The organism is Phyllobacterium sp. UNC302MFCol5.2 (genome assembly GCF_000686005.1).
GTDB classification, from domain to species: Bacteria; Pseudomonadota; Alphaproteobacteria; order Rhizobiales; family Rhizobiaceae; genus Phyllobacterium; species Phyllobacterium pellucidum.
Genome location: NZ_JMLL01000013.1, coordinates 256,065 through 268,932 on the forward strand (window position 1 = coordinate 256,065; position 12,868 = coordinate 268,932).

General features: G+C 60.1%; 9 protein-coding genes. 7 read left to right on the forward strand and 2 right to left on the reverse strand.

The genetic code is table 11. The annotated features are described in order from the left end of the window. Nucleotides 1-116: 116 nt before the first annotated feature. Genes BR48_RS0117955 through BR48_RS0117965 form a run of 3 tightly spaced genes read left to right on the forward strand, consistent with a single transcriptional unit; the run spans nucleotide 117 to nucleotide 6,279 of the window. Nucleotides 117-1,349 carry an aromatic ring-hydroxylating dioxygenase subunit alpha gene (locus BR48_RS0117955; protein WP_027232575.1) on the forward strand — a complete coding sequence of 411 codons (1,233 nt, stop codon included), beginning with the start codon at nucleotides 117-119 and terminating at the stop codon, nucleotides 1,347-1,349. A gap of 41 nt (nucleotides 1,350-1,390) precedes the next feature. Then, nucleotides 1,391-3,838, forward strand: a complete 2,448-nt coding sequence (locus tag BR48_RS0117960) for an FAD-dependent oxidoreductase (RefSeq protein ID WP_027232576.1) — start codon at nucleotides 1,391-1,393, stop codon at nucleotides 3,836-3,838. Continuing rightward, nucleotides 3,835-6,279, forward strand: a complete 2,445-nt coding sequence (locus BR48_RS0117965) for an FAD-dependent oxidoreductase (RefSeq protein ID WP_027232577.1) — start codon at nucleotides 3,835-3,837, stop codon at nucleotides 6,277-6,279. Before BR48_RS0117960 ends, BR48_RS0117965 begins: the two co-directional genes overlap by 4 nt. A gap of 48 nt (nucleotides 6,280-6,327) precedes the next feature. Here the strand turns inward: BR48_RS0117965 and rocD are convergent, their stop codons facing one another. Next, entirely contained in the window at nucleotides 6,328-7,536 is a 1,209-nt protein-coding gene (rocD, locus tag BR48_RS0117970) for an ornithine--oxo-acid transaminase (protein WP_027232578.1), read from the reverse strand. 24 nt (nucleotides 7,537-7,560) lie between these two features. Next, the gene (gene rocF, locus BR48_RS0117975; RefSeq protein ID WP_081815943.1) at nucleotides 7,561-8,550 is read right to left on the reverse strand and encodes an arginase; all 990 of its coding nucleotides are present in this window, start codon (nucleotides 8,548-8,550) and stop codon (nucleotides 7,561-7,563) included. 171 nt (nucleotides 8,551-8,721) lie between these two features. Here rocF and BR48_RS0117980 point away from each other — a divergent pair, with 171 nt between their 5' ends. The 4 genes from BR48_RS0117980 (at nucleotide 8,722) to BR48_RS0117995 (ending at nucleotide 12,769) form a co-directional block, all read left to right on the forward strand. Continuing rightward, a complete protein-coding gene (locus BR48_RS0117980; protein ID WP_027232580.1) occupies nucleotides 8,722-9,147 on the forward strand; it encodes an Lrp/AsnC family transcriptional regulator in 426 nt (141 codons plus the stop codon). A 27-nt stretch (nucleotides 9,148-9,174) separates the two neighbouring features. Next, on the forward strand, nucleotides 9,175-10,578 hold the full coding sequence (pabB, locus tag BR48_RS0117985) for an aminodeoxychorismate synthase component I (RefSeq protein WP_027232581.1): 1,404 nt from the start codon (nucleotides 9,175-9,177) through the stop codon (nucleotides 10,576-10,578). Further along, nucleotides 10,575-11,171 (forward strand): aminodeoxychorismate/anthranilate synthase component II, encoded by a 597-nt coding sequence (locus BR48_RS0117990; RefSeq protein ID WP_027232582.1) that lies wholly within the window; start codon nucleotides 10,575-10,577, stop codon nucleotides 11,169-11,171. Before pabB ends, BR48_RS0117990 begins: the two co-directional genes overlap by 4 nt. 149 nt (nucleotides 11,172-11,320) lie before the next feature. Continuing rightward, a complete protein-coding gene (locus BR48_RS0117995; protein ID WP_027232583.1) occupies nucleotides 11,321-12,769 on the forward strand; it encodes an aldehyde dehydrogenase family protein in 1,449 nt (482 codons plus the stop codon). Nucleotides 12,770-12,868 lie beyond the last annotated feature (99 nt).

The window sequence follows — 12,868 nt, forward strand, 5'->3', positions numbered from 1 at the left end:
ATTCATGTCTTTATGAGCAACCATCGCTTGAATGCCGCTCAATGCGGAATCATTCTAAACTGCGACGCACCTGAGAAACAATAAGCGTCCAGAAACAATCTTTTTCGGAGAATGAAATGGCGGCGGAACAGGCTTTTGCAGAACTTGCACCGGCTCTGGACAAGATTGATCGTCTGGTGGCCGATCATCGGCCAGGGCATGGCCTCGTGCGCGCCTTCTACATGGATCCGGACGTCTATGCCCTTGATATGGAGAGGGTCTTTCGGCGTCATTGGCATTGCATCGGCCATGCCAGCATCATCCCGAACGCGGGTGATTTCGAATTGTTCAAGATCGACGCCGAAGCGATCATCGTTTCGCGCACCGAAGATGGTTCGATCCATGCTTTCCTGAATGTCTGCCGCCATCGCGGCGCGGAGGTCTGCACCAAGCAGAAGGGCAACGCCCGATTCTTCGTCTGCCCCTATCATGCCTGGACCTATGCCAATGACGGCAGCCTTCGCGCCGCGCGCCTGATGCCGCGCGACTTCGACCGTACGGCGCACGGCCTCAAGAAGCTGCATGTCCGCGTTGCGGATGGCCTGATTTTTATCTGCTTTGCCGACGAACCTCTGGACTTCTCGATCATCGAGCAGTCGCTGCGCACCACATGCGGTCAATATGGCTGGGGCGACGCCAAGGTGGCGTATCGCGAAACCTATGCCGTCGATGCCAACTGGAAGCTTGCAGTCGAGAACTATGTGGAATGCTACCACTGCGGCCCAGCGCATCCGGAATACTCGCAGACCCATGCGCTGGAACAGCCGGCGGAGAAGATCGTCGAACTCAATGCCAAGATGGAGCAGCGCACCTGCGCGCTCGGCATAGACATTGCGACCGGCGACAACTGGCAGAATTCCGCGCAGGGTAAGGAAGCGATCCACACGTTCCGCTATGCGCTCTACGACGGCGTCAAGAGCGGCAGCGAAGACGGATCACCCGTTGCGCCGCTCATGGGCCGTTTCACCGAGTTCGATGGCGGCGTGACCTCCATTCACCTCGGCGGCACCAGCTTCCTCGTCTGCTATCCCGATCATGGCATGATTTACCGCTTCATCCCGAAGACGGTCGATACCTGCGAGATGGAACTGATCTGGCTGGTGCGCGGCGATGCCGAGGAAGGCAAGGACTACGATCTCGAAAAGCTGACCTGGCTGTGGAAAGTGACGACGGCAGAGGACAAGACGATCATCGAACATACGGCGCGGGGCGTACGGTCGAACTATTTTGTGCCGGGCCCGATTGCGCCAATGGAATATAACGAGTTGCGGTACATCCAGTGGTACCTCGATGAAATCGGTCGGGCTTGAACCCGGCCCCGAAAATGGCATGAGACCACGGGAGAATTTACATGTCTGAGTTTCCAACGTCGGCGCGCGTCGTCATCATTGGTGGCGGAGCGGTCGGCGTTTCCGCGCTTTATCACCTCGCCAAGGCCGGCTGGACCGATTGCGTCCTGCTCGAAAAGAATGAATTGACCTCGGGTTCGACATGGCATGCCGCCGGCAACGTTCCAACTTTCTCGGCTTCGTGGTCGGTCATGAACATGCAGCGCTATTCGGCGCAGCTTTATCGCAATCTGGCCGCCGAAGTCGATTATCCCATGAACTATCATGTGACCGGCTCGCTGCGCCTTGCCCATAGCAAGGAGCGCATGCGCGAGTTCGAACGCGTCAAGAGCATGGGCCGCTATCAGGGCATGGATATCGACGTGCTCGGCGTCGATGAAATCAACGGGCGCTATCCGTTCATCGCGACGCACGAACTTGCCGGCGCACTCTACGATCCGAACGACGGTGACATCGATCCGGCGCAGCTGACACAAGCGCTTGCAAAGGGCGCGCGTGACATGGGCGCGAAGATCATCCGCTTCTGCCCCGTGACGGGTGCGCGCCGCGACAAGGACGAGTGGGTGATCGCGACACCGCAGGGTGAGATCCGCTGCGAATATGTCGTCAACGCCGCCGGCTACCGCGCGCAGGAAATCGGCAAGCTGTTTGGCCGTGACGTGCCGATGATGGTCATGAGCCATCAATATCTGCTATTCGACGAAATTCCCGAGATAGCCGCCTGGACGCGCGAGAATGGCCACAAGCTGCCGCTGATGCGCGACGTCGATTCGTCCTATTATCTGCGCCAGGAAAAGAACGGCATGAATCTCGGGCCCTATGAGCGAAACTGCCGCGCACATTGGGCGACGCCGGATGATCCGATGCCTGACGATTTCTCGTTCCAGCTCTTTCCGGACGATCTTGAACGTCTCGACTGGTATTTGAACGATGCCATTGCCCGCGTGCCGATCCTCGGCACTGCCGGCCTTTCCAAGATCATCAACGGCCCCATCCCCTATGCGCCGGATGGCAATCCGCTGATCGGGCCAATGCCCGGCGTTCCCAATGCCTTCGAGGCCTGCGTCTTCACCTTCGGCATCGCCCAGGCAGGCGGCGCCGGCAAGGTGCTTGCCGAATGGGTGACGGAAGGCGCCACCGAGTGGGACATGTGGTCATGCGATCCGCGCCGCTTCACCGGTTTCACCGATCCCGATTATTGCGTTGCCAAGGGACTCGAAGTCTATGGCCACGAATATGCGATCCATTTTCCGCGCCACACCTGGCCTGCGGGCCGCAACAAGAAGCTCTCGCCACTCCATGACCGTATCGCCAAGCTCGGCGGTCAATTCGGGCCTTACAACGGCTGGGAACGCGCGAACTGGTATGCGAGGCCCGGTGACGACACATCCGAGGAAGCGACCCAGACCTTCTCGCGCAATGGACCTTGGCACGAGCGTATTCGCGAGGAATGCCACGCGGTGCGCGACGCAGTCGGAATCCTCGATCTGCCGGGTTTCACGCGTTTTCGCGTGAGCGGCGAGGGCGCGCGTGAATGGCTCGCGACGCTCATTACCGGTATTGTCCCCAAGCCCGGCCGGATCGGCCTTGCCTATTTCGCCGACGACAAGGGCCGCGTCGTCACGGAAATGTCGATCATGGCGATCGACGAAAATCTCTTCTTCCTCATCACGGCGGCCGTTGCGGAGTGGCATGATCGCGACTGGCTGGTCAAGCACCTGCCCGCGGGAAGCGCAATCAGCATCGACAATGTGACCGAGCAGCTCTCCTGCCAGATCGTCACCGGTCCGAAGGCACGGGACCTCTTCAAGGATGTATGCGACGCCGAACTCGACCGGCCCTGGCTGACGCACCAGTCGACGCAGATCGCCGGACGCTACTGCCAGCTCGTGCGCGTCTCGTTCGCGGGGGAACTCGGCTGGGAGGTGCACACGAAAGTTGCGGATACCGCGGCGATCTTCGACGCGATCTGGGAGGCCGGGCAGAAATACGGGATCAAGCCCTTCGGCATGTTCGCGCTCGACTCGCTGCGGCTCGAGAAAGGTTATCGCGCCTGGAAGGGCGATCTTTCGACGGATTATACGCCTCTGCAAAGCGGACTCGAACGATTTGTCAAATGGGAAAAGCCCAACTTCCTCGGCAAGGCTGCGCTTGAGAGCGAAAAGCAGCGCGGTGTGGACAAACGCTTTGTCACGTTGACCGTCGATGCCGGTGATTGCGACGCGCCCTATATGTCGACCCTCTGGCACAACGGCAATATTGTCGGCGAGACGACGTCCGGGGGTTGGGGCCACCGGATCGACAAGTCGATCGCGCTCGGCATGCTCAAGACCGAACTGACCGAGCCCGGCACTGAGATCGAAGTCGAAATCTTCGGCGAGCGCCGCAAGGCTGTTGTGCATCCTGACCAGCCCCTCTGGGATCCCAAGAACGAAAGAATCCGCGCATGAGTTCGCTTCCCACCAAGGCACGGGCCGTCATCATCGGCGGCGGCGTATCGGGCTGCTCCGTTGCCTATCATCTGGCGAAACTCGGCTGGACCGACATTGTTCTCCTCGAACGCAAGCAACTGACGTCCGGCACGACATGGCATGCCGCCGGTCTGATCGGTCAGTTGCGTGCATCGCAGAATATGACACGCCTCGCAAAGTACTCGGCCGACCTCTATGTTAAGCTGGAAGCCGAAACTGAGGTCGCGACCGGCATGCGCCAGGTCGGCTCGATCACGGTCGCGCTCACCGAGGAGCGCAAGCACGAAATTTACCGGCAAGCATCGCTGGCCCGCGCCTTCGATGTAGATGTGCGGGAGATTTCTCCGAGAGAAGTCAAGGAGATGTATCCGCATCTTAATGTCGAGGATGTCGTCGGAGCAGTGCACCTGCCGCTCGACGGCCAGTGCGATCCGGCCAATATCGCCATGGCGCTTGCCAAGGGCGCACGCCAGCGCGGCGCGAGGATCGTAGAGAACGTGAAGGTGACCAACGTTCTGAAGAGGAATGGCCGTGTCGCTGGTGTTTCCTGGTCGAAGGGGGATGAGCAGGGCACGATTGAAACCGATGTCGTCATCAACTGCGCCGGCATGTGGGCACGCGATCTCGCCGCCACGTCGGGTGTGACTGTACCGCTCCACGCCTGCGAGCACTTTTATCTGGTGACTGAGGCGATTGAAGGACTTGGTCGGCTGCCTGTGCTGCGTGTCCCCGATGAATGCGCCTATTACAAGGAAGACGCCGGCAAGATGATGCTTGGCGCGTTCGAGCCGGTTGCCAAGCCGTGGGGCATGAACGGCATCTCCGAAGATTTCTGCTTCGATCAATTGCCGGAGGATTTCGAACACTTCGAACCCATCCTCGAAATGGGCGTCAACCGCATGCCCATGCTCGGGACGGCGGGCATCCATACGTTTTTCAATGGTCCGGAAAGTTTTACTCCCGACGATCGTTACTATCTCGGCGAAGCACCGGAACTTGGCGGCTATTGGGTTGCCGCGGGCTATAATTCCATCGGCATCGTGTCATCGGGCGGGGCTGGCATGGCGCTGGCGCAGTGGATCCACGACGGCGAGGCGCCCTTCGACCTTTGGGAGGTCGATATCCGCCGGGCGCAGCCGTTCCAGAAGAACCGGCGGTACCTGAAAGAGCGTGTCTCCGAAACGCTTGGGCTGCTCTACGCCGACCATTTTCCGTACCGGCAGATGGCAACGTCGCGCAATGTTAGGCGCTCGCCGATCCATGAGCATTTGAAGCAGCGCGGTGCGGTCTTTGGCGAGGTCGCCGGCTGGGAACGTGCCAACTGGTTTGCCCGCGAAGGCCAGGAACCGGAGTATCGCTATTCCTGGAAGCGGCAGAACTGGTTCGACAACCAGCGTAACGAGCATCTCGCCGTGCGCAATGGCGTCGGCCTCTTCGATATGACGTCGTTCGGCAAGATCAGGATCGAGGGGCGCGATGCTTTGGCTTTCCTGCAAAAGCTCTGTGCCAACCAGCTCGGCGTAGAGCCGGGCCGTATCGTCTATACGCAGATGTTGAACAATCGCGGCGGCATCGAGAGCGATCTTACCATTACGCGGCTTTCGGAAACCGCGTTCTTCGCTGTTGTGCCGGGCGCAACCCTGCAGCGCGATCTCGCATGGATGCGCAAGCATCTTGGCGATGAGTTCGTCGTCATAACCGATGTGACGGCAGCGGAATCGGTGCTTTGCCTGATGGGGCCAAAGGCGCGCGAACTGATCACGAAAATCAGCCCGAATGACTTTTCCAACGAGGCCAATCCTTTCGGTACGGCGCGCGAGATAGAGATCGGCATGGGGTTGGCGCGGGCGCACCGCGTGACTTACGTCGGTGAACTCGGTTGGGAACTTTATGTTTCGACGGATCAGACGGCGCATGTCTTCGAAGCCATCGAAGAGGCCGGCCAAGATCTCGGTCTGAAGCTCTGCGGCCTGCACACGCTCGATTCCTGCCGCATCGAGAAAGCGTTCCGGCATTTCGGCCATGACATCACCGACGAGGATCATGTCCTCGAGGCTGGTCTGGGCTTTGCCGTCAAGGCTGACAAGGGTGAGTTCATTGGCCGGGAAGCGGTGCTTCGCAAGAAGGACAAGGGCCTCAAGCGACGCTTGGTGCAGTTCAGGCTGAGCGATCCTGAACCGTTGCTGTTCCACAACGAAGCCATTGTTCGCGACGGCAACATTGTCGGAACCATAACGTCCGGCAATTACGGCCACCATCTCGGCGGTGCGATCGGGCTTGGCTACGTTCCGAGTGAAGGCGAGAGCCCGGACGAGGTCCTGGCTTCCGCATATGAGATCGAGATTGCCGGCGAGCGCGTGAAGGCGGAGGCTTCCCTGAGGCCGATGTACGATCCGAAGGCTGAGCGCGTCCGCATGTAGACTGAGAAGAGAGGCGCGTGGTTGCATCAACCACGCGCCTCGCTGCCATCAATTCATGCTGGTGAGAACGGTTTCGAACTGTTCGAGCGCCCAGTCGACCTGGTCGCGCTTGATGACGAGCGGCGGCGCGATACGGATTGTGTGGCCGTGCGTATCCTTGGCGAGGATGCCGCGTTCCTTGAGTTCGTAGCAAAAACGATTGGCACCGCCTGCTTCCGGATTGAGCTCGATTGCAAGCATAAGGCCGCGACCGCGCACTTCCCGCACGATATTGCTGCGAATGCCCTTGAGCTGTTCGAGGAAGTATTCTCCCTCCTTGCGGGAGTTTTCGATCATGTTCTCTTCCGTGAGAACGCGTAGCGCCGCGCGGGCAATGGCGCAGGCGAGCGGATTGCCGCCGAACGTGCTGCCATGTTGTCCCGGCTTGAGGACGCCGAGCACATCGCTGTTCGACAGGACGGCCGAGACCGGATAAAAGCCGCCGGAAAGCGCCTTGCCGATCAGCGTCACATCCGCCTCTATGCCCTCGTGCTCCTCGGCGAGCAGCGCGCCGGTGCGCCCGAGGCCTGTCTGGATTTCGTCGAGGATGAGCGTGACATTATTGTCGGTGCACAGTTCCCGCACCTTGGTGAAATAGCCTTTTGGCGGAATGAGGACGCCGGCTTCGCCCTGGATCGGCTCGACAAGGAAGCCGACGGTATTGGGGCTCAGCGCTGCAGTGAAAGCGTCGATATCGCCGAAGGGTACGACCTTGAAGCCCGGGGCGAACGGACCGAAATTGTCGCGGGCGGAAGGATCGGTGCTGAAGCCGACGATCCCCATGGTGCGGCCGTGGAAATTGTCGGAGCAGACGATGATCTCGGCGGCATTCTCCGGCACACCCTTGACCTCGTAGCCCCATTTGCGCACGGCCTTGATCGCGGTCTCGACAGCTTCCGCGCCACTGTTCATCGGCAGAATCTTGTGCGAGCCGGTAAGGGCAGCAAGTTCTTCATAGAACAGTGCCAACTGATCGTTGCGGAAGGCGCGGGACGTCAGTGTCAGTTTCGACGCCTGCTCGGTCATCGCCTTGAGGATCTTCGGATGGCAATGGCCCTGGTTGACGGCGGAATAGGCGGAGAGGCAATCGAGATAGCGATTGCCCTCGATGTCCCAGACGTGAACGCCTTCACCGCGTTCCAGCACCACGTCGAGCGGCTTGTAGTTATGGGCCCCGAGACGGGATTCTGTTGAAATCAGATCAGCGGCTGTGTGCAGCAAAATGTCCTCCTAATGCCAAAATCAAATGCTGAGCGCGCCGGCGCTCTGGTCAGCAAGGTTTGGCTTGTCAAAGATCTGCCGGCCGAACAGGCTGGCAACGAGATCGACGAGCAGCAGCGCGCTTCGGCCGCGCTCGTCGAGGAATGGGTTGAGTTCGACCACGTCGAGTGAGCCGACGACGCCGGAATCGTGCAGGAGTTCCATAACCAGGTGCGCTTCGCGGAACGTGGCGCCACCCGGCACTGTGGTGCCGACGCCCGGAGCAAGGGACGGGTCAATGAAGTCGACGTCGAAGCTGACATGCAGAATGCCATTGGCCTTCTGCACACGCTCGATGATGCGGCGCATCAGCTTGGCGACCCCGAATTCATCGATACGGCGCATGTCGACGACATCGATTCCGCGTTCGCGCAGCAGGACACGCTCCGTTGCATCAATCGAGCGTATGCCGAAGAGGTGCAAATTCTCTGGCTTGACGAAACCGCGTGGCTCTTCGCCGAAAACGCCTTCGAGGCCAGGTTCGCCGCAAAGAAGTGCCGCCGACATGCCATGCATATTGCCGGAAGGCGAGGTGGCGGGCGTATTGAAATCGGAATGGGCGTCCAGCCACAGCACGAAGAGTTCGCGACCATGTTCCTCGCAGTAGCGGGCAACGCCGCTCACCGAGCCCATGGAAAGGCTGTGATCGCCGCCGAGAGTGATCGGGAATGTGCCCTTGGTCATTGCGTCATAGGTTTCGCTGCTGAGCATGCGCGACCAGGCGGCAATTCGCTCGATATGGTGGGCGAGGCCATCAACGGCTGGAACCACGGGCAAGACCGGAGGCAGTTGCAGATCGCCGCGGTCCTCAACGGGATGACCAAATTCCTCAAGCGTGCGGACGAGTCCGGCAGTGCGCAAGGCTGCCGGTCCCATGAGCGCGCCAAGGCGACCCGCGCCTTCCTCGATTGGCGCACCGATGATCGTCAGCTTCTGCTTGTGCGTGTCCTCAAAATTGCTGTGCATGTTCATAAACAACCGCCACTTTCGCGTTTGGATGGTCTCGTTCCGAAATTGAAAGAGAATATTATGTCCCGCAATGATTTTGGCATTTCGGCGCGGTGACAAATAGACGGCATCTTGATAGAAATGCGCAAGGAATTGAGCATTTTGCTCAAGCACTTTATGCAGAGTGAGAGCCAAATGGACGACGTGGACCGCAAATTGCTGTCGCTGCTGCGCGATGATTGCCGCTTGCCGGTCTCATCGATGGCGACCGTGCTCGGCATATCGCGCGCTACTGTACGCACGCGCATCGACAAGCTGACCACCGATGGAACGATTCAGGGCTTCACGGTCACGCTCAAGGCCGGCGCCGGGATTTATGGCGTGCGCGCCGTGGCTATGATCGAGGTAGCGGGACAGGGCGCCGAGAAGGTGATCCGCCGCCTGCAGGGCTTTCCGGAGATTCGCGCTTTGCACACAACGAACGGCCGGTGGGATATCGTCGCTGAAATCGAGGTGGAGACGCTGGAGGCATTCGACCGCACGCTTCGCGACATCCGTCATATTGACGGAATCACGTCGACGGAGACAAGTATTCTTTTATCGACCCGCAAGAGCGGATAATCTCAAAGGTTGAAGGGAGATCGGCGCTTGCACGTTCGTGAGATTCCATGGCTCGAACCTGTCGAAGCTGCCGGGCGGCTGCGGCCGTTGGGGGGCATGAGCTTTCTAGACAGCGCCATGCGCCATGACCAGTTGGGCCGCTATTCCTACGTGGCTGCCGATCCGTTCGCGAGATTGATCGTTGCCGGTGGCGAGGTCAGCTGGAACGGCGAAAGGGTCGAGGGCGAGCCGCTCACGGCGATTGCGGACTATATCGGGCGATACCGGATGGAGGTCCAGGCTGGGCTGCCGCCGTTTCAAGGCGGTGCAATCGGCTATTTCTCCTACGAGTTCGGCCGGCTGCTCGAACGCTTGCCTCAGCCCGGAACACCACCACAAGGCGCGATGCCGGACGCCGCCTGGCTCTTTTACGATGTCGTGCTTGCCTTCGATCATGCGGAACAGCGCGTCTGGCTTGTTTCCTCGGGTTTTCCCGAAATGGCTGGGCCGGCGCAGGAGCGGCGGAGCCAGGAGCGCTCGGATCGTATTATCGAGGCGATCAGTCGTTCCGCTGCGCAGCCATCCGTCGAGATGACGGGGCAGCGCATCGCAAGAACCTCATGGCGGTCCAACTTTGAACGCGCCGCGTATATGCAGGCAGTGGCCCGGGTCGTTGAGTACATACTCGACGGGGATATTTTTCAGGCCAACATTGCCCAGCGCTTCACCGCCGAACTGCCGCAGGGTTTCGATCGGTGGCGTTTCTACAAGGCGCTGCGCAAGCGCAATGCCGCGACCTTCGCCGCCTATCTCGATCATGGCGAGATTGTCGTTGCCTCGAGTTCGCCGGAGCGCTTCCTCGTCGCCCGCGGCGACCAGGTCGAGACGAGGCCGATCAAAGGGACAATCCCGCGTTCGTCTGATCCGAATGAAGACAAGGCACTGGCGGAGACTCTTCTGAAGTCGGAGAAGGACCGCGCCGAGAATTTGATGATTGTCGACTTGATGCGCAACGACCTCTCCCGCGTGTGCCGGCCGCATTCGGTGTTGACGCCTGTGTTATGCGGCCTCGAAACCTATGCCAGCGTGCATCATCTCGTCTCGGTCGTGACCGGCCGGTTGCAGGAGGACAAGGGCCTTATGGACCTTGTTCGCGCCGCCTTTCCCGGTGGGTCGATCACCGGCGCTCCCAAGCTCAGGGCAATGGAGATTATCACCGAGATCGAAGGTGAGGCGCGCGGTGTCTATTGCGGCTCAATCGGTTTCATCGGTTTCAACGGCAACTTCGACACCAATATCGGCATCCGTACGGTCTTGTTTCAAAACGGCATGGCGATATTCCAGGCGGGCGGCGGGATCACCGCCCTGTCAGATCCCGCATCCGAGTACCAGGAGACGCTGGACAAGGCAGCGCGCATCTTCACCGTGTTCGATGAGGGCGGGCCGGAATGATCCTCATCATCGACAATTACGATTCCTTCGTCTTTACCGTCGCGCGCTACTTCACCGAGCTTGGCGTCGAAACGCAGGTGGTCCGCAACGATGCGATTTCGGTTGCCGACGTCAAGCGCATGGACCCGGAGGCAATCGTCCTGTCGCCCGGACCGTGTGGTCCACGCGAGGCGGGGCAGTCCATGGCGATCATCGAGGCTCTGAGCGGCGCCACTCCGATGCTTGGCATTTGCCTTGGCCACCAGTGCATGGGCGAAGTCTTTGGTGGCCATGTGGTGCGGGCGCGCGAGCCCATGCACGGCCGCGCGTCGGCGATAAAACATGACGGACGAGGTGTGTTCAAGGGACTGCCAAGCCCCTTCCGCGCCGGGCGGTATCATTCGCTGATCGTTCAGGACCTTCCGGGGGATGGCGACCTTCGCATTACGGCGCGCTCCGAGGCGGGTGAAATCATGGGCCTTGCCCATGCCACTCACCCGACATACGGCGTTCAGTTTCATCCGGAGTCGGTCCTTACGGAATATGGCCATGCCATGCTCGGAAACTTCCTGCGGCTGGCGCGCGCATTCAATGGCGGCGACAGGACGACATAGGCCAGGGAGGGCGACGCTATTTTCGCCTCTTTGTTCGATATTCCTGTTGGCCGTACCGGCAATCGTCCTTTACAACTGCAATCATCATGCGTTGGCGATCGCCGACCGCAAATCAACGGACAATCCGCATTACAGGCAGGAGACAGACCATGCTGCGCAAGACCGATTTCTATATAGATGGCAAATGGATAGCTCCGACGGTCGCCAAAGAGCTGGAGGTTATCAACCCGGCCGATGAACAGGCTTTCGCTGTGATTTCGCTCGGCTCGGCCGCCGATGTCGACAAGGCCGTCACCGCTGCGCGCAAGGCATTCGCCAAATGGAGCGTGACCAGCCGCGAAGAGCGCCTTGAATGGCTGCAGCGCCTGCTTGCCGCCTATCAGGAACGCATCGACGACATGGCCAAGGCCATTTCCGCCGAAATGGGCGCGCCGATCAAGATGGCGCTCGACGAGCAGGCAGCTTCCGGCACCGCGCACATCAAGGCCTTCATCCGTGCCTTGAAGAACTTCGAATTCGAGCGTCCACTCGACGCCCACAACACGTCGTCGCGCATCGTTTACGAGCCGATTGGCGTGTGCGGCCTCATCACGCCGTGGAACTGGCCGATGAACCAGGTTGTGCTCAAGGTTGTTCCGGCGCTTGCTGCCGGCTGCACGGTCATTCTCAAACCGTCCGAACTTGCGCCGATTTCCTCGGTCATCTTCGCGGAAATCATCGATGCTTCGGGTCTTCCGGCCGGTGTGTTCAACCTGGTCAACGGCGACGGCCCGACCGTCGGCGAGGCCATGTCGCGCCATCCCGGCATAGACATGATGTCATTTACCGGATCGACGCGCGCTGGTGTCGCCGTCACCAAGGCGGCCGCTGATACGGTCAAGCGCGTTTCGCTCGAACTTGGCGGCAAGTCTCCCAACATCGTCTTTGCCGATTCGGACGTCGAGGCCGCCGTGAAGCGTGGCGTGGCGCACGTGTTCAACAATACCGGGCAGTCCTGCAATGCGCCGACGCGCATGCTGGTCGAGCGCTCGGTCTACGACACGGCCACACAGGTTGCCGCCGAGACGGCCAAGGCCACCAAGGTTGGCGATCCGTCAGAGAATGGCGACCACATGGGGCCGCTCGTTTCCGAAATGCAGTTCAACAAGGTGCAGGGCCTGATCGAACAGGGCATCAAGGAAGGCGCGCGACTGATTGCAGGCGGTACGGGGCGTCCCGAGGGCTTCAACCGTGGCTACTACGTGCGCCCGACCGTCTTTGCCGACGTCAACAACGACATGACAATCGCGCGCGAGGAGATCTTCGGACCCGTACTCGCCATGATTCCTTTCGACACGGAAGAGGAGGCCGTCGAGATCGCCAACGATACGCCGTATGGCCTTGCCGCTTATATCCAGTCGGGCGACCCGGAACGAATCAAACGCGTGTCGAAGCGGCTGCGGGCAGGCATGGTCCGCATCAATGGCGCTTCCCATGCGGCCGATGCACCGTTCGGCGGCTACAAGCAGTCGGGAATTGGCCGCGAGGGCGGCCATTGGGGCCTTGAAGACTTCCTCGAAGTGAAGGCCATTAGTGGCTGGGAAGACACCGCCGCCTGAAAATAAGCGCAAAGCATGCCCGCTAGTTTCCTTTGGGCATGCTTTGCTCTAACTGACAATAGACGGCGTTGGTCGCCCGTCGCGTTTGACTTGTCAGAA